This is a genomic window from Amycolatopsis sp. lyj-346, assembly GCF_046548975.1.
Lineage (GTDB): Bacteria > Actinomycetota > Actinomycetes > Mycobacteriales > Pseudonocardiaceae > Amycolatopsis.
Genome location: NZ_JAJPWT010000012.1, coordinates 148,508 through 164,447 on the forward strand (window position 1 = coordinate 148,508; position 15,940 = coordinate 164,447).

Here is a 15,940-nt window from a genome sequence, read left to right on the forward strand (position 1 = left end):
GGGCGGGGCGGGGTTGGTGATTCCCGCGCGACCGGCTTCCGGGCTGGCCTAAGCTGCCAGTCCGACACGCACGAAGGATGTTCTGCTCATGGCGATGCGCGAACTGCGCTATTTCGGGGATCCGATCCTCAAGTCCGTCTGCGATCCGGTCACCGTGTTCGACGAGAAGCTCGAGGCGCTCGTGCGGGACCTGGTCGACTCCGTCAAACCCGCCGGGCGGGCCGGGCTGGCCGCGCCGCAGATCGGGGTGGGGCTTCGCGTCTTCAGCTATGACGTTGCCGGACTGACCGGGTATGTCGTCAACCCCGAGATCGTCGAACTGTCCGAAGAAACGCACGAGATCAGCGAAGGGTGCCTGTCCGTTCCGGAACTGTGGTTCCCGACCAAGCGCGCCAAGCACGCGAAGGTTCGCGGCGTCGACGTCCACAACGAGCCGATCGAGGTCGAAGGTGAGGACGTGCTGGCTCAGTGCCTGCAGCACGAGACCGATCACCTCGACGGCGTTCTCTACCTCGACCGGCTCACCGCCGAGCGCAAGAAGTCCGCCCTGCGTGAAGCGCGCGACAAAGACTGGTTCTGGAAGCGCTGAGCTCAGGCCGGCAGGAACAGCCTCAGCCGCGCGCCGTCCTCGGTGCTGCGTTCCGTGCGCAGGCCGGCTCGGGCCGCGGTGCGAGGGAGGACTTCGTCGCCTGCCAGGCAGTCCGCGGACAGCTCCGTGATGCCCTGGGCCTCCGCCAGCACCGTGAGCCGCGCCAGTAGGGCGGTGCCGATGCCCTGCCGCTGCCAGTCGTCCTCCACCAGGAGGGAGATTTCGGCGCCGCCCGTGGTCATCGGGATGAGCTGGGCCATGCCGATCACCTCGCGGCCGAAGACGGCGAGCACGCTCGTGCCGCGCGGGGGCACCAGCAGCCGGTGCAGGCGGCGGCGGGGCACCGTCCGCACGCCCGTGTGGTAGCGCCGGAACAGCGTGGCCATCGAGCAGCGGCGGTGCAGTTCGGCCACCGCGTCGGCGTCGCCGGGGACGCCCTTGCGCAGGACGATCGCCGCGCCGTCCGGGCGGTCGAGGACCACCGGGCCGGCCGCGTTCCGGGCTGCCGCCGCGAGCAGGGCCAGCAGGGTTTCGGCGCGGGTCAGCTCCAGCTGCACGAACGGCGCCCACTGGCGGCGCGCCACCAGCGCGCTGCCGTCCGCCAGCGCGAACACCGCCCGGTGCCCGCTTTCCGTGCGCGCCGGGTTGGCCTCGGCGACCGGGACGAACGTGACGACGTCGGCGGCCAGGACGTCCTTCAGCACTTCGGCGAGACGGGCCGGGTCGTCGATCGCGCGGCGGGCCGCGAGCAGCGTCGACGCCGACGGGTCGACGAGCTCGTGGACGTCGGCGTCGATGATCGCGGTGCACTCGCAGCCCTCGGCGCGGATCGCGTCGACCAGGTGCCGCCGGGGCAGGCCGGTCGCGGGGCGCAGGACGATCTCGTCGAGCACCCCGCCGGGCACCGGCAGCACGGACAGGCCGAGGATGTTGCACTCGAGGTCGGCGAGCCGGATGGCGATGCGGGCGAGGGTGCCCGGGTGGTCGTGCATCCGGATCCGCACCCGCCACGCCGACGGCGCCGCCGGCTCCTCGACGGCGGCCGTCCGGCTCGGCTGGGGCAACGCTCTGGAGGTCTCCATGCCCCCACGGTCCCCCGGGGTTGTTGCCTCCCCAGGACACCGGTGTTTCGCGCAGGTCAGCGTTCGACGTGCCCCGGCAACGCCGCCGAAACACTCAGCCAGGACCGCAGCTCGGTCGCCAGCGCGACCGGGGCGTCCAGCTGGAGGAGGTGCCCCGCGCCGGCGACCGGAGCGAACGTCGCGCCGCGGATGCCGTCGGCGAGCCGCTCGCCGGTGGCCTGCGGGATCCACGTGTCCTCGGCGCCCCACAGCACGCGCACGGGCAGGTCGATCCGGTCCAGCCGCGCTGCGTTCTCGACCAGGTACCGCTCGTCGTAGGCGGCGATCTGGCGGTAGAACGCCGGCTGTCCCTCTTCCCCGAGCCACGGCGCCGCGAGCTCGGCCAGGTCGGCCTCCCGCAGTTCCCGGAAGCTCGCGTTGCCGATGTAGGCGCGGACCAGCGCCTCGTGGATGTAGGGCGGCACCCGGGCGAGCACGTCGGGATGCTCCTTGACCAGCCGGAAGAACGGCGAGCCCGACGGCGGGATGGCCACGACGTCGGCCATCAGCAGCGACGCGTACGGCACGCCGTGGACGAGGTGGGCGCGTAGCGAAACGGCGCCGCCGTAGTCGTGGGCGACGACGTGGGGGCGGTCGAGCTCCCAGTGCTCGAGCAGGGCCTGGAATGCCTCGGCCTGGACGCCGAAATCGACCGGGTGTTCCGGGTCCTTCGACGAACGGCCGTAACCGGGCATGTCCCAGAGGTAGACGGTGAACTCGGTGCTCAGCGCTTCGGCGAACGGCCGCCACAGCCACGACGACCACGGCGTGCCGTGGCAGAACACCACCGCAGGCCCCGATCCGGCGCGCTCCCAGGCGATCCGGCGCCCCTGCCAGTCGAAGATCTCCATGATCCCCACGCTAGGTCAGCGCGGGGTGAGCACGCAGAACTCGTTGCCCTCCGGATCGGTCAGCACCCGCCACGGCAGCTCGGGACCGCCCGGGTCCGCCGGCGCCGCACCGGCCGCGACGACCTCCGCCACCGCCGCGGTGTGCCCGGCCTCCGCCGGGGGCGCGACGTCCAGGTGCACGCGGTTCTTGACCCGCTTGACGTCGTCGTTGCGCAGGAACTCCAGCCACGGCCCCCGGCCGGACGGAGCGCGCAGCCCCACGAGGACGTCGCCTTCGCGGGCCTGGATCGGCCGGCCGGTGATCCGCGCCCAGAAGGCCGCCAGGAGCCCCGGGGCGTGCGCGTCGACCACGATCGACGCCACCGCGCCGGTGTCCGCGTACTGCTCGCGGGGTTCCAGGACGCAGAATTCGTTGCCTTCCGGATCCGCGAGCACCACCCAGGGCACGTTGCCCTGCCCGAGGTCGACCCGGCGGCCGCCCAGCTCCAGGGCGCGGGCCACCAGCTCGGCCTGGTGCGCCGGTGTCGTGCTCGCCAGGTCCAGGTGGATGCGGTTCTTGACCTCCTTGGGTTCGGGGACCGGCACGAAAACCAGGTCCAGGTCCCAGCCGTCGCTCTCCGGGGGGCGGACGTCGATCTCGCCGGACTCCCCGGCGACGACGTGCCCATCGAGCAGCGCGGCCCAGAAGCTCGCCAGGACTTCTGGCCGCGCCGCGTCGATCACCAGGTTCACCAGGCGCGTGGTCATGCGCCGCAGGCTAACCGCCACCTCCGACAATTCCGGTTCGGCTTCCCCACCGGCCGGTTCATCGGGTCGCGAGCCGCAGCAGCGCCCAGAGCTGGGCGGCCTGGTCGTGCACGCCGCGCACGGTCACCGAGGTCAGCGACGCCCGGCCCCAGAGCCACAGGTAAAGCTGCGCGGGTCCGGCCGTGACGACGTCGTCCGCGGCCTCGGCCTCCTCGGCCGAACAGCGCCAGGCCTCCGTGGTGACGGGTCCGGCCCGCGCGATCCAGCTGTGCGCGCCGGCCCGGACGCCGACCGAGCCCGCCTTCGTGCCGGTCAGGCCGAGCATCGGCAGTTTCTGCCCGAACCACAGGGTGAGCACCTCGTCGATGCCGTCGATCGCGACGTCGTCGGGCACGCCGCGCGGCTCCGCACCCGCCGCCTGCTCGACGTCGACCCGGTGGACGACCGTCTCGTGGAGCATCCGCCGTCGCCAGAACCCGTAGGTCCGGTCCGCCGGCCACCAGGTGTCGGCGCGGTCCTCCGGGTCGTGCGCGGCGAGCTCGTCGAGCAGCTCGGTGAGGCCCGCTTCCAGGAACTCCTGGAGGCTCTGGCCCGGCTCGGGGTCGCGCGGCCAGTCGTCGGGGCTCCGGCCGTCGGTCAGCCGGCGCCGGACCATCCGGTAGAGGCTCCCGACGTGCCGGGCGACCTCGCCGAGCGACCAGCCGGGGCAGGCGGGCACCGGCGCTTCGGTCGGCGCCGCGTGCACCGCTTCGGCCAGCAGCCTGCCTTCGATTCCCAACGCCGTGAGCAACCGCCCCTGGTCGACCGGGCCGTGCTCACGCGACATGGGCTCCCCCGGTGATCGGCAGGCCGTGCACGAGACGGCGGACGAGTTCGAGGAACGGCGTGGCGGCCCCCACCAGCCCGGCGGCCGACTCGGCGGTGACCTTCCCGGTGATCCCGGCCTGCGCGGCGGCGCGCGTGGCCGAGTTGCTGGCGAAGAAGGCGGACCACTCCCGCAGTTCGGGCGCGACGGAGTCCAGCAGCACCCAGGTGCTGGCGGGACGGGCACGCCCCCGGTGCGGCCGCCCCCGGGCGGCGAGCACGGCGGCGGCGCCCCGCAGAGCGGCGAGGTAGGCACCGATGAAGCGTTCGGCGGGCCGGCTTTCCTGAGCGGCCTCGGCGAGCCCGCGCCGCGCCTGGGCCAGCAACCCGGCGGCAGCAGGCGAAGCAGGGGGACGCAGGGACATGGGCAGCTGGGACTGGTCGGAGCCGGTGCCGGGCGGGCGCAGCGACAGGGGCAGCTCGGGCGACGCGTCGGCACCGGCCGGCGCCGGGGCCTCGGGAACCGGCGGGTCGGACGGGCCCGAGTCGGCCACGGCCGGGGCCTCGGGACGCGACCGGCCGGACGGGCCGGAATCGGCCGCCGCCGGCGCCGCAGGAAGCGACAGGCCGGAATCGGCCGCCGCCGGGGGCGCAGGAAGCGACGAGCTGGAGCCGGCCGCCATCGGAGCCACGGGAAGCAACAGATCGGGCGGGCCGGACTCAGCCGCCGCCGGGTGGGTGGATGGCGATGCTGTCGGCCGGTGTGGCTCCGCCGAGGCCGACAGCTCGAGCTGCCCGGACTCCGCCACCGCGGGCCGCTCTGGCCGGTCGGCGCCCACGTCCGACGGGCGGGTTTGCTCCGGGATCGCCGAAGCCGGCAGCTCGGCCTGCCCGGCATCCGCCTCAGCCGAGGTGCACAGGGAGATGGGGAGCTGGGGCTGCCGGGAATCCACCGTCGCCGAGGGGCGCCGGTGGGACTCCTGGGCCGCCGACAAGCACTGCCGGGACCGCCCGCGGGATGTGCCGGCCGGGACCGGCTGCGGGCGCAGCGACATGGGCAGCTCCGGCTGCCCGGGATCCGTGGGGGACACGACCTTGACGGACATGGCGACCCTCCTCCTGCGCGGGTGAGCCCGGCCGGATGCCCACACCGGGGATGCTTCCCGGGCTCCGGGCACCTGGCCGGTGCACGCTCACCGAATGTCGAACGCCTGTTCGAACGATTTCCAGAGTAACCCCCGAACCGGTGCGCGCTCAACCCCGGGGACCGATCCCCGGACGTGGGGCGGGACACCAGTTCGGTGGCGTGATCTCATAGGTTCATGAGTTCGCTGGAGCACCCCGCCGTCGCCAAGGTGGCGGCCGCGCTGGCCGAAGCCGGGCAGCGCGGCGCCGCCGAGGGCATCCGTGTCCTGCCCGCCGAGGTCCGGACCGCCGCTCAGGCGGCCGAAGCGCTCGGCGTGCCCGTCGGGGCCATCGCCAACAGCCTCATCTTCCGCCTGGGGTCCGACAAAAAAGCGCTCCTCGCGCTGACGTCCGGCGCCCACCGCGCCGACCCGGACACCCTCGAACGGCTGGCCGGCGGCGAAATCGGCAAGGCCGACGCCGACTTCGTGCGCACGCACACCGGACAGCCGATCGGCGGCGTCGCCCCGGTCGGGCACCCCGAGCCGCTGCCCACCCTGGTCGACACCGCGCTGCGCGCCCACGACGTCGTCTGGGCCGCGGCCGGGCACCCGAAGGCCGTGTTCCCCACGACCTTCGCCGGGCTGGTGGCGTTGACCGGGGGCACCCCGGGCGCGCTCGGCGGCGCGGAGGAGAATGGACAGCCGTGACCGCGATGCCCGCCGGCTGCTCTCGATACGTCCAGCTCTCCCCGGACGAGTTCCGCGCCCGCCTGCCCCAAGCACTGGACATCTACGTCCGGGCGATGCGGTACCCGGCGGGCACCGCCGAGCAGCGTGCGCCGATGTGGCTCACCCACGCACTGCGCGAGGGCTGGCGCTGCATGGCCGCGCTCGACGCCGACGACGTCCTGCTCGGCGTGGCCTACGGCTACCGCGGCCGGGCCGGGCAGTGGTGGCACGAGCAGGTGCGCCACGGCCTGAGCCGCCGGGCCGGGGCCGCCGAAGCCGACCGCTGGCTCTCGGACTACTTCGAGCTGACCGAGATCCACGTCCGGCCGGAGAACCAGGGCCACCAGATCGGCGAGGACCTGCTGCGCAGCCTGCTGGAGGGCGTCCCGAGCGCGAACGTGCTGCTGTCGACGCCCGAAGGCACCAGCCGGGCGTGGAAGCTCTACCGCCGCACCGGGTTCGTCGACGTCCTGCGCGACTACCACTTCGCCGGCGACCCGCGGCCGTTCGCGATCCTGGGGCGCGCGCTGCCCCTCGACCCGCGCTGAGCCGAGGGGCCGCGTCCCTCACCGCGGTTCGGGCCGCCAGTAGCCGACGGCCAGCGCCGCGACGAGCACGGCGGCGCCGCACCAGGCCGTGACGCTCAGCCGTTCACCGAGCAGCGCGGCGGACAGCACCGCGGCGGTCAGCGGCTCGAGCACCGCCGACAGCGAACCGAGCACGGGATGCGCGTCGGCCAGCCCGCGCAGGTACGCGGCGTACGCGAGCGCCGTCGGGACGGCGCCGAGGTAGCAGACGACCGCGAGGACGTCCGCGTGCAGCGGGATCGCCATGCCCGGCCAGCTCGCGACCGGGAGCAGCAGCAGGCCGCCGGTGAGGCAGCCGAACGCCGTCGTCGACAGCGGCTCCAGGCCTTCGACGGGCTTCGCGGTGACCAGGGTGAGGGTCGCGAAGCCGGCTGCCGCGAGCAGGGCGAAGCCGAGGCCTCCGAAGGAGACCGCTTCGCCCGGTGACCACTGGAGCAGCACCAGACCGGCGAGGGTGCCCGCCACGGACACCACCGTCCAGCGACGGAGTTTCCGCACCGACGCGAGGGTGACGAAGACGGGCGCGGCACCGATCGTGGTCATGGTGGCGACGCTGACCGAGCTGAGCGCGACGGCGGCGAAGTAGCTCGCCTGGAACAGGGCGAACAGCGCGCCGACGGCGAGGATGCGCCGGGCCGCGTCCGCGGTGCGCGGAAGGGGGCGGCCCTTCAGGAGGAGGGCCGCGACGGCGCCGCCGACGAGCAGCCGGTAGTCGGCGACGGCGAGCGGGTGGAGGCCGGCGAGGCCGCCGAGCAGCGAGCCGGCGAGGCCGCCGGTGCCCCAGAGGACACCGGCGATGACGAGCGCGGCCGAAGAACGGGCGCGCGTGGGCAGAGACACCAAGGGGAACGCTCCTGCGTCGAAGGAAAAGGGAGTTCGACGACGCGGGGCGGTGCGCACACGAATCAGCCGCGGGCCCGGCGGGCCACGCGGCGGAGGACCACCCCGCTCAGGCGCGGGGCGGTGGGGTGACGAAGAGCATTCGGCGCACGAGAAGGAACCTAACGGGAACGCGGGAAGCGGAGCCACCGGTTTTCCGGTGACTCCGCCCACGGGCACTCAGTCCAGGTGGGACAGCTGCTCCCGCAGCGTGTCCAGCCCCATTCCGCCCATCTTCAGCGCCTCCGTGTGGAACCGCTTGATGTCGAACCCGGCGCCCGCCCTGGCCTGGGCCTCCGACCGGGCCGCCAGCCACAGGCGCTCGCCGATCTTGTACGCCGGGGCCTGGCCCGGCCAGCCCAGGTACCGGTCGATCTCGTCGCGGATGTGGGCCTGGTCGGTGATCGTGCGGGTCAGCATGAACTCCAGGCCCAGCTCCGGCGTCCAGCGGGAACCCTCGTGGAACCCGGTGCCCGCCGGGATCGGGAGCTCCAGGTGCATGCCGAGGTCCACCACCACGCGCGCCGCGCGGAACAGCTGCTCCGACAGCATGCCCAGCAGGTCTCCGTCGTCCGACAGGTAGCCCAGTTCCTCCATCAGGCGCTCCGCGTACAGGGCCCAGCCTTCGGCGTGGCCCGACGTGAACGCCATCAGCCGCTGGTACTTGTTCAGCCCGCCCGACTGGTCCACCGCCGTCGCGATCTGGAGGTGGTGGCCCGGCGCTCCCTCGTGGTACACCGTGCTCGTCTCGCGCCAGGTGCTGAACTCGTCGCGGCCCGCCGGCAGGGACCACCACATGCGGCCCGGACGCGAGAAGTCCTCGCTGGGCGCCGTGTAGTAGGCGCCGACACCGCCGCCCGGCGGGGCGATCTTGCACTCCAGGGCCATCACCCGGTCGGAAATGTCGAAGTGCTTGCCGCGCAACGACTCCAGCGCGTCGTCGGACAGGCGCTGCATCCACGCCTCGAACTCCGCGCGGCCGTGGACGCGGTAACGCGGGTCGGCGTCGAGCGCCGCGGCGGCCTCGGCCACACTCGCGCCCGGCTTGATGCGGTTCGCCACCGTGCGCAGCTCGGCCTCGATCCGGGCGAACTCCGCCCAGCCCCACTCGTAGGCCTCCCGCAGGTCCAGCGCCGCGCCGACGAAGTACCGCGACCACAGGCGGTAGACGTCTTCGCCGACGGCGTCCTTGACCGGGGCCTTCGGTGCCAGCTCGGCCCGCAGGAACCCGGCGAACTCCGCGAACGCCTCCTCCGCGGCCCGCGCGCGGTGCCCGAGGTCGGCCGCCAGTGCTGAACCCTGCGAAGACGCCCCGCCGACGAAGCCGGTGAAGAAGCCCGTCTCCTCCTTCAGGCCCGCCCACGTCTCGCACTGCTCGGCCACCTTCGCGACTTGCCGCAGGGCCGACACGCGCCCCGCGTCGGCCGCCGAGAGCAGGCCGTTGCGGAGGCTCGCGAGCGCGCGCGGGACCTCGTCGATCCGGGCCGAGACGACCGCCCAGTCCTGCTCGGTCTCGCACGGCATCAGGTCGAACGCCATCCGCAGGTCATGCACCGGGCTGGAGATGACGTTGAGGCTCGCCACGTCCAGGCCGGCCTCGTGGATCTCCAGCTCCAGGCCGACGCGCTCGGTGAACACGGCCTGCGCCGCCCGCTCGGCGGCGTCCCGCGGCTCGGCGGCGGTGACGGCGGCGTGTGCCCGCGCGGCCAGCCCGGCGCGCTCGGCGAAGCCCTCCGCCGAGTAGTCGGTCAGCCGGTGGTCGTGGCCGACGACGCCGTGGACGGTCGCCGCAACCGGGTCCGCGGCCACGTAGTCGTCGACGTAGCGGTCACAGATCTCGTGCACGCCTTCGGAAGCAGTAGAAGCCATGGGCCGCACGCTACCGGGCCACGCGTACCGTGCGGTACGCACTTAAGCACGGGCTGGGACGAGGCCCAGCCGGGCGATCACCTCTCGCGTCGCCTTCGAGCGGTTGAACGTGTAGAAGTGCAGGCTCGGCACGCCCTCGGCGATCAGCTTCTCGCACAGCTCGGTGATCACGTCGATGCCCGCCGCGCGGAACGCCTTGGGGTCCTCGGCCAGCGGTTCGAGCCGGTCCAGGAGCTTCCGGGGGGCCGGCGCGCCGGACAGCTTGATCGTCGTCTGGAGCGTCCGCCACGTCGTCAGCGGCATCACGCCGGGCAGCACCGGGACGTCGCAGCCGGTCGCCGCCACCCGGTCGCGCAGCCGCAGGAAGTCCTCGGCGTCGTGGAACAGCTGCGCGATCGCGAAGTCCGCGCCCGCCTGCAGCTTGCGGACCAGGTACTTCGTGTCGGTTTCGAGGTCGGGTGAGCGCGGGTGGCCGTAGGTGGACGCCGACACGCCGACGCAGAAGTCACCGAGCGAACGCACCAGCTGGACGAGCTCTTCGGCGTACTGCAGGCCCTCCGGGTGCGGGATCCACTCGCCGTAGACGTCGCCCGGCGGGTCGCCGCGCAGCGCGAGGATGTTGCGGACGCCGACCGAGGCGTACCAGCCGATCACGTTGCGCAGCTCGGCGACGGAGTGGTTGACCGCGGTCAGGTGCGCCATCGGCACCAGCGTCGTCTCGGTCGCGACGCGGGCGATGCTGCGGATGGTGCCGTCGCGGCTGGAGCCGCCGGCCCCGTAGGTGATCGACATGTAGGCCGGGTCGTACGGCTCGAGCTCCCGGATGGCCTTCCAGAGGACAGCCTCGTCCGCCGTGTCACGGGGTGGGAAGAACTCGATGGAGAACTTCGGCCCGTCTCCGCGCAACCGCTCGATCACCGACGTCATACCGGCATGTTAAGGGCCATCGCCCGCTATGCGGGAGCCCCCGTCCGCGTCGCGAGACAGTCATTCGAGTCACCTTCGAGGAATAAACTGGGGCGATGAGGGACGACGACGCGAGCTGGGACGAGGAAGTGCGCCTCGCGGTGTACCGCGCCTTCGCCCGTCACGGCCGCGCGCCGACCGGCCCTGAGCTGGCCGATGCCGCGGGTGGCTCGCTGGCCGTCGCGAAGCAGGCCCTGCACCGCCTCGCGGCCGCCCACCACCTGGTGCTCGACGAGTGCGAGCACGTCGTCCTGGCCCATCCCTTCGCCGCGAAGTCGCTCGGTTTCTCCGTGATGGGCGCGCACACGCTGTGGTGGGGTGGCTGCGCGTGGGACTCCTTCGCCATCCCCCACCTGGTCGAGGCCGAGCCGGAGGTGCTCGTCTCGACCCGCTGCCCGGGCTGCGGGCAGCCGCACGCGCTGGTCGTGAACCGCAGCGTGCCGCCCGAGGGCGCCCAGGTGGCGCACTTCCTGGTGCCCGCGGCGCGGATGTGGGACGACGTGCTGCACTCGTGCGCGAACCAGCGGCTCTTCTGCTGCGAGTCCTGTGTGGACGCCTGGCTGGCGGAAACCGGGCAGCCCAAGGGGTCCGTGCTCGATCTGGTCACGCTCTGGCGGCTCGCCCGCGGCTGGTACGCGGGCCGGCTGGAGCGCGGCTACCGGCGTCGCGAGCCGCAGGACGCCGTCGCCTACTTCGCCGAAGCGGGCCTCACCGGTCCGTTCTGGGCCGCCACGGCCGGAGTCTGATTCGCCACATCCGGGTGCCCCGGCGGCCCGCGCCCCCGCGCGTTCGGCGAGTATTACGGGTATGAACGCGCTCGCCGCCGACCGTGACCTGCCCGCCGACGTCGAGCGTGCGCTGGCCGGGTTCCTCGATCGGGCGGGCACCGCGATCCTCGGAACCGAGCCCACCGTGGCCGCCGGGATCGACGCGCTGCGCGGGTTCGTCCTGAGCGGTGGCAAGCGTTTGCGCCCCACGTTCGCCTGGTGGGGCTGGCGCGGCGCGGGCGGCGACCCGGACGGCCCGGACGCCGAAGGGGTGCTGCAGGCGGTGTCCAGCCTGGAACTGATCCAGGCGTGCGCACTGATCCACGACGACCTCATCGACTCCTCCGACTCCCGCCGCGGCCACCCGACCGTGCACATCGCCGGCGCGAAGCTGCACGCCGACCGCGGCTGGCTCGGCTCCCCCGCGACGTTCGGCCTGGCCACCGCGGTCCTGGTCGGCGACCTGGCCCTGGCCTGGGCCGACGACATGTTCGCCGACGCGCCGCTGCCCGCCGAGACGCTGTCCGCGGCGCGCCCGGCCTGGCGCGCGATGCGCACCGAGGTCCTCGCCGGGCAGTACCTCGACGTCCGCACCCAGGCCACCGGGGACTCCTCCGTCGAGGCCGCGCTCAAGATCGACCGGCTCAAGACCGCCGCCTACACCGTGCAGCGGCCGCTGCACCTGGGCGCCGCGCTCGGCGGCGCCGGCCCGGAGCTGATCGCCACGCTGCTGGAGTTCGGCGGCGAGGTCGGCGTGGCGTTCCAGCTGCGTGACGACCTGCTGGGCGTGTTCGGCGACCCGTCGGTCACCGGCAAGCCCGCCGGCGACGACCTGCGCGAAGGCAAGCGCACCCTGCTCGTCGCGCTCGGCCTGCAGCTCGCCGCGGAAAAGGGCGAGCAGGCCGCGGCCACGGTGATCGCGGACGCGATCGGCGACGCGGACCTGTCCGACGAGGGCGTCGAGACCGTCCGGATGGCGCTGCAGCAGGTCGGCGCGGTCGACGCGGTCGAGCGCCGGATCGACGAACTGACGACGGCGGCGATGGCCGCGCTGGACCGCGCGCACCTGGCCGAGCCGGCGCCCGCCGCGCTGACCGGGCTGGTCGTCAAGGCCACCCAGCGGACGTACTGACGTGCGCATGAACAGAAGGTCCGTCGGGGCGGCCGACCACGTCGTCGTCATCGGGGCCGGGCTGGCCGGGCTTTCGGCGACCCTGCACCTGCTCGGCGCGGGACGGCGGGTCACGCTGCTGGAGCAGGCGGACGTCCCGGGCGGGCGGGCCGGGCAGCAGAACTTCGACGGCAACGCCGTGGACACCGGCGCGAGCGTGCTCACCATGCCGGAGCTGCTCGAAGAAGCGTTCGCCGCGGTCGGCGAGCCGCTGGCCAAGAACCTGCGCCTGACCCGGCTCGACCCGGCGTACCGGGCACGGTTCGCCGACGGCAGTTCGCTGGCGCTGCGCACGGACGGCGACGCGATGGAGGCCGAAATCCGCGCCTTCGCCGGCGCGCGCGAGGCGGCGGGTTACCGGGCGCTGCGGCGCTGGCTGACCGAGCTGTACGCCGTGCAGAAGGACCACTTCCTGGCGGCGAACTTCGACTCGCCGCTCGGCCTGGCCCGCCCCGAGCTGGCGAAGCTCGCCGCGCTGGGCGGCTTCGGGCGGCTCGGCCCGCGCGTCGGCCGCTACCTGCTCGACGAACGCGTCCGGCGGCTCTTCACCTTCCAGGCGCTGTACGCCGGACTCGACCCGGCGAGCGCGATCGGCGCGTACGGCGTCATCGCCTACATGGACACCGTCGGCGGCGTCTACTACCCCGAAGGCGGGATGGGCGAGATCGGCCGGGCGATGACCGGCGCCGCCGCGCGGGCGGGCGCGGACGTCCGGTTCGGCACCGAAGCCGCCTGGCTCGAGCGGGTGCCTTCGCGGGTGCGTGCGGTCCGGACGCGCTCGGGCGAGCGGATCGCCTGCGACGCCGTCGTGCTGGCCACCGAGCTGGGCACGGCCTACCGGCTGCTCGGCGCGCGCCCCCGCCGTCCGCTGCCGCTGCGCTATTCGCCGTCGGCCGTGGTCCTGCACGGGCGGACGAGCGCGAAGTGGGACCTCGGCCACCACACGATCTTCTTCGGCGGCGCCTGGGAGCGGACGTTCGCCGAGATCATCCGCGAGGGCAAGCTCATGAGCGACCCGTCGCTGCTGGTCACGCGGCCCACGGCGACCGACCCGGGGCTGGCCGGGCGCGGCGGCGAAATCGTCTCGGTGCTCGCGCCCGCACCGAACCTGCGGCGCGGACCCCTCGACTGGGACCGCATCCGCGGGCCGTACCGCGAAGAGCTGCTTCGCACGCTGGAGGCACGCGGGCTGACCGGCTTCGGCAGCGAGTTCACCGTCGACGAGACGATCACCCCGGCGGACTGGGCGGCCCGCGGGCTCACGGCCGGGACGCCGTTCTCACTCGCGCACACGTTCACCCAGACGGGCCCGTTCCGGCCGGCGAACCTGGTCCGCGCGGCGGGCAACGTCGTGCTGGCCGGCTGCGGCACCACCCCCGGCGTCGGCATCCCGCCGGTGCTCATCTCCGGCCGGCTGGCGGCGGAAAGGATCACCGGCCGGTGAACGAACTCGACGCGGCGGGCATCACCGGACCGGCCCTGCGCGCCGCCTACACCGAGTGCCGCCGCATCAACGCCCACTACGGGCGCACGTTCTTCCTCGCGACGCGGCTGCTGCCGGCCCGGGCCCGGCCCGCCGCGCACACGCTGTACGGCTTCGCGCGGATGGCGGACGAGCTGGTCGACAACCCGGCACCGGGCGACCCGGCGGAGTCCCTGGACCGCGTCGCGGCGATGGTGGACGTCGTCTTCGACGGCGGCACCCCCGCCGATCCGGTGCTCGTGGCCCTGGCCGACACCGTGCGGCGCCACGGCCTTTCGCGGGACTTGTTCGATGCGTTCCTGAAGTCGATGCGGATGGACCTTTCGCCGGTCGAATACCGGACGTTCGCCGAGCTCGGCGACTACGTGTACGGCTCGGCCGCGGTGATCGGGCTGCAGATGCTCCCGGTCTTCGGGACGGTCGGCCCGCTCGCGGACGCGGAACCGGGCGCGATCGCACTGGGCGAGGCGTTCCAGCTGACGAACTTCCTGCGCGACGTCGGCGAAGACCTCGACCGCGGGCGGCTCTACCTGCCGCTCGACGAGCTGGCGGCCTTCGGCGTCTCGCGGGCGTTGCTCGAGGCGCGGCGGCCCGACCCGCGGATCCGGGCGGCGCTGGCGTACTTCGTCGCGCGGACGCGGGCGGTGTACCGGCAGGCCGAGGCGGGCGTGGCGTTGCTGCGCCCGGAATCGCGGCCGTGCGTCCGGACGGCGTTGACGCTCTACGAGGGCATCCTCGACGAGATCACCGCCCTGGACTACGACATCCTGACGCGCCGGGCCGTGGTCCCGAAGCGGCGGAGGCTGGTAGTCGCGCTACCACCCTTGGCCGCGGTCTGGGCGAGCGAGACGCTCCGCGCCGGTCGTAGGCTGCGATCATGACCGAACGACGCATCCGGATCGGCCTGCAGCTCCAGCCGCAGCACGCCGACTACGACTCCATCCGGCGCACCGCGTCGGCCGCCGAAGACCTCGGTGCCGACATCGTCTTCAACTGGGACCACTTCTACCCGCTGTACGGCGACCCCGAGGGCCTGCACTTCGAGTGCTGGACGATGCTCGGCGCATGGGCGGAGTCGACGTCCCGGGTGGAGATCGGCGCGCTCGTCACCTGCAACAGCTACCGCAACCCCGAGCTGCTGGCCGACATGGCCCGCACGGTCGACCACATCTCCGGCGGCCGGCTCATCCTCGGCATCGGCTCCGGCTGGTTCGAGAAGGACTACGAGGAATACGGCTACGAGTTCGGCACCGCCGGCGGCCGGCTCGACGACCTCGCCGAGTCGCTCCCGCGCATCGAGTCCCGGCTGGGCAAGCTGAACCCGGCCCCGACCCGCAAGATCCCGGTGCTGATCGGCGGCGGCGGCGAGAAGAAGACCCTCAAGCTGGTCGCCAAGCACGGCGACATCTGGCACGGCTTCGGCGACCCGGAGGTCGTCGGCCGCAAGGTCAAGATCCTCGACCAGCACTGCGCGGACGTCGGCCGCGACCCGGCCGAGATCGAGCGTTCGTGCGGCGTCCAGGGCGAGCCGGACGAGCTGGGCCCGAAGCTCCTGGAGCTGGGCGTCACGACGTTCACCGTCGGCGTGGGCGGCCCGGACCACGACCTCGACGAGCTCAAGTCCTGGATCGCCTGGCGCGACAAGACCCAGGGCTGAGCTTCACCCGCACGCTTCACCCGCACGCTTCACCCGCACGCTTCACCCGCACGCTTCACCCGCGCGCCCGGTGCGCGGCGACGCGTTCGCGCGTCGCGCACCGGGGCGAACAGTACCTCCGCGGGCTGCCGCCGCCCGTGTGGGCGAACGGCTTCCCACACGCCGGTGACGCGCACAGCCCGCCCGGCACGTCCTGGCGCGCCGCCAACAGTGCCGCCAGCCCCAGCGCCGAAGACGTCACCAGCCACGCGCCCCACGGCCCGTCGTCGGCCGCGTCCGCGTGCAGGTGCCAGCCGTAGCCGTCTTCGTGGTCCGTCAGGCGTGGCGGGCTCGCGTAGGCCGCGAACAACGCGTTGAGCACCGAAGCCGCCGAAGCGGCGTCACGCGCCGCGAAGACTTCGCGCAGCTCCATGGCCGCCGCACGCAGCTCGGCGATGTCCTCCGGGGACAACGTGTGCTCCGGCTCGCCGTGCTCGCGCAGGACCCGCACCACCGTGGCCGGGTCGGGGGACGGCACCAGCAACACGCTCAGCAGGTCCACCGCGCGCTGCACGGAATCCCGGTGCGGAAAGGCCATGCTTCACTGTAACGTC

The 15,940-nt window shown here is 73.5% G+C and carries 17 protein-coding genes; 8 read left to right on the top strand and 9 right to left on the bottom strand.

Annotation, left to right across the window (positions count from 1 at the left end; all coding sequences use genetic code 11):
* The first annotated feature begins 88 nt into the window (after nt 1-88).
* Nucleotides 89-589, top strand: coding sequence for a peptide deformylase (def, locus tag ACLJQE_RS30630; RefSeq protein WP_410642986.1), 501 nt, complete (start codon nt 89-91; stop codon nt 587-589).
* A gap of 2 nt (nt 590-591) precedes the next feature.
* On the opposite strand, the gene ACLJQE_RS30635 is transcribed toward def, so the two are convergent.
* The 5 genes from ACLJQE_RS30635 to ACLJQE_RS30655 form a co-directional block, all read right to left on the bottom strand.
* Complete coding sequence (locus ACLJQE_RS30635) at nt 592-1,653, bottom strand: GNAT family N-acetyltransferase (protein WP_410643148.1); 1,062 nt, start codon at nt 1,651-1,653, stop codon at nt 592-594.
* Between the two features lie 74 nt (nt 1,654-1,727).
* Entirely contained in the window at nt 1,728-2,561 is an 834-nt protein-coding gene (locus ACLJQE_RS30640; RefSeq protein WP_410642987.1) for an alpha/beta fold hydrolase, read from the bottom strand.
* 15 nt (nt 2,562-2,576) lie between these two features.
* Nucleotides 2,577-3,308, bottom strand: a complete 732-nt coding sequence (locus ACLJQE_RS30645) for a VOC family protein (protein ID WP_410642988.1) — start codon at nt 3,306-3,308, stop codon at nt 2,577-2,579.
* Between the two features lie 58 nt (nt 3,309-3,366).
* Complete coding sequence (locus ACLJQE_RS30650; RefSeq protein WP_410642989.1) at nt 3,367-4,134, bottom strand: maleylpyruvate isomerase family mycothiol-dependent enzyme; 768 nt, start codon at nt 4,132-4,134, stop codon at nt 3,367-3,369.
* Entirely contained in the window at nt 4,124-5,218 is a 1,095-nt protein-coding gene (locus ACLJQE_RS30655; RefSeq protein ID WP_410642990.1) for an SAV_6107 family HEPN domain-containing protein, read from the bottom strand. Before ACLJQE_RS30655 ends, ACLJQE_RS30650 begins: the two co-directional genes overlap by 11 nt.
* A gap of 216 nt (nt 5,219-5,434) precedes the next feature.
* Here ACLJQE_RS30655 and ACLJQE_RS30660 point away from each other — a divergent pair, with 216 nt between their 5' ends.
* The gene (locus tag ACLJQE_RS30660) at nt 5,435-5,947 is read left to right on the top strand and encodes a YbaK/EbsC family protein (RefSeq protein WP_410642991.1); all 513 of its coding nucleotides are present in this window, start codon (nt 5,435-5,437) and stop codon (nt 5,945-5,947) included.
* Nucleotides 5,944-6,516 (top strand): GNAT family N-acetyltransferase, encoded by a 573-nt coding sequence (locus tag ACLJQE_RS30665; protein ID WP_410642992.1) that lies wholly within the window; start codon nt 5,944-5,946, stop codon nt 6,514-6,516. The genes ACLJQE_RS30660 and ACLJQE_RS30665 overlap by 4 nt, the downstream gene beginning before the upstream one ends.
* Nucleotides 6,517-6,534: 18 nt before the next feature.
* On the opposite strand, the gene ACLJQE_RS30670 is transcribed toward ACLJQE_RS30665, so the two are convergent.
* The 3 genes from ACLJQE_RS30670 to ACLJQE_RS30680 all read right to left on the bottom strand — a co-directional run bounded on the left by ACLJQE_RS30670 (nt 6,535) and on the right by ACLJQE_RS30680 (nt 10,230).
* Nucleotides 6,535-7,398, bottom strand: coding sequence for a DMT family transporter (locus ACLJQE_RS30670; protein ID WP_410642993.1), 864 nt, complete (start codon nt 7,396-7,398; stop codon nt 6,535-6,537).
* A 216-nt stretch (nt 7,399-7,614) separates the two neighbouring features.
* Nucleotides 7,615-9,303, bottom strand: a complete 1,689-nt coding sequence (locus tag ACLJQE_RS30675; protein ID WP_410642994.1) for a DUF885 domain-containing protein — start codon at nt 9,301-9,303, stop codon at nt 7,615-7,617.
* Between the two features lie 42 nt (nt 9,304-9,345).
* A complete protein-coding gene (locus ACLJQE_RS30680; protein ID WP_410642995.1) occupies nt 9,346-10,230 on the bottom strand; it encodes a methylenetetrahydrofolate reductase in 885 nt (294 codons plus the stop codon).
* A gap of 95 nt (nt 10,231-10,325) precedes the next feature.
* On the opposite strand from ACLJQE_RS30680, the gene merB reads away from it, so the two are divergent.
* The 5 genes from merB (at nt 10,326) to ACLJQE_RS30705 (ending at nt 15,347) form a co-directional block, all read left to right on the top strand.
* Complete coding sequence (gene merB / locus ACLJQE_RS30685) at nt 10,326-11,015, top strand: organomercurial lyase (RefSeq protein WP_410642996.1); 690 nt, start codon at nt 10,326-10,328, stop codon at nt 11,013-11,015.
* Between the two features lie 61 nt (nt 11,016-11,076).
* Nucleotides 11,077-12,168: a polyprenyl synthetase family protein gene (locus ACLJQE_RS30690; RefSeq protein ID WP_410642997.1), complete on the top strand. Its 1,092-nt coding sequence runs from the start codon at nt 11,077-11,079 to the stop codon at nt 12,166-12,168.
* Between the two features lie 7 nt (nt 12,169-12,175).
* Nucleotides 12,176-13,651, top strand: a complete 1,476-nt coding sequence (crtI, locus tag ACLJQE_RS30695; RefSeq protein WP_410642998.1) for a phytoene desaturase family protein — start codon at nt 12,176-12,178, stop codon at nt 13,649-13,651.
* Nucleotides 13,648-14,571, top strand: coding sequence for a phytoene/squalene synthase family protein (locus ACLJQE_RS30700; protein WP_410642999.1), 924 nt, complete (start codon nt 13,648-13,650; stop codon nt 14,569-14,571). The genes crtI and ACLJQE_RS30700 overlap by 4 nt, the downstream gene beginning before the upstream one ends.
* On the top strand, nt 14,568-15,347 hold the full coding sequence (locus tag ACLJQE_RS30705; RefSeq protein WP_410643000.1) for an LLM class F420-dependent oxidoreductase: 780 nt from the start codon (nt 14,568-14,570) through the stop codon (nt 15,345-15,347). The genes ACLJQE_RS30700 and ACLJQE_RS30705 overlap by 4 nt, the downstream gene beginning before the upstream one ends.
* A gap of 55 nt (nt 15,348-15,402) precedes the next feature.
* Here the strand turns inward: ACLJQE_RS30705 and ACLJQE_RS30710 are convergent, their stop codons facing one another.
* Nucleotides 15,403-15,924 carry a CGNR zinc finger domain-containing protein gene (locus ACLJQE_RS30710; protein ID WP_410643001.1) on the bottom strand — a complete coding sequence of 174 codons (522 nt, stop codon included), beginning with the start codon at nt 15,922-15,924 and terminating at the stop codon, nt 15,403-15,405.
* Nucleotides 15,925-15,940: the final 16 nt, after the last annotated feature.

Bases quoted from the DNA above. Each gene is read 5' to 3' on its own strand.
- ACLJQE_RS30645 (WP_410642988.1), bottom strand. From the start codon at position 3,308: ATGACCACGCGCCTGGTGAACCTGGTGATCGACGCGGCGCGGCCAGAA.
- ACLJQE_RS30690 (WP_410642997.1), top strand. From the start codon at position 11,077: ATGAACGCGCTCGCCGCCGACCGTGACCTGCCCGCCGACGTCGAGCGT.
- ACLJQE_RS30675 (WP_410642994.1), bottom strand. From the start codon at position 9,303: ATGGCTTCTACTGCTTCCGAAGGCGTGCACGAGATCTGTGACCGCTAC.
- crtI (WP_410642998.1), top strand. From the start codon at position 12,176: ATGAACAGAAGGTCCGTCGGGGCGGCCGACCACGTCGTCGTCATCGGG.
- ACLJQE_RS30680 (WP_410642995.1), bottom strand. From the start codon at position 10,230: ATGACGTCGGTGATCGAGCGGTTGCGCGGAGACGGGCCGAAGTTCTCC.
- ACLJQE_RS30705 (WP_410643000.1), top strand. From the start codon at position 14,568: ATGACCGAACGACGCATCCGGATCGGCCTGCAGCTCCAGCCGCAGCAC.
- merB (WP_410642996.1), top strand. From the start codon at position 10,326: ATGAGGGACGACGACGCGAGCTGGGACGAGGAAGTGCGCCTCGCGGTG.
- ACLJQE_RS30655 (WP_410642990.1), bottom strand. From the start codon at position 5,218: ATGTCCGTCAAGGTCGTGTCCCCCACGGATCCCGGGCAGCCGGAGCTG.
- def (WP_410642986.1), top strand. From the start codon at position 89: ATGGCGATGCGCGAACTGCGCTATTTCGGGGATCCGATCCTCAAGTCC.
- ACLJQE_RS30660 (WP_410642991.1), top strand. From the start codon at position 5,435: ATGAGTTCGCTGGAGCACCCCGCCGTCGCCAAGGTGGCGGCCGCGCTG.
- ACLJQE_RS30710 (WP_410643001.1), bottom strand. From the start codon at position 15,924: ATGGCCTTTCCGCACCGGGATTCCGTGCAGCGCGCGGTGGACCTGCTG.
- ACLJQE_RS30640 (WP_410642987.1), bottom strand. From the start codon at position 2,561: ATGGAGATCTTCGACTGGCAGGGGCGCCGGATCGCCTGGGAGCGCGCC.
- ACLJQE_RS30650 (WP_410642989.1), bottom strand. From the start codon at position 4,134: ATGTCGCGTGAGCACGGCCCGGTCGACCAGGGGCGGTTGCTCACGGCG.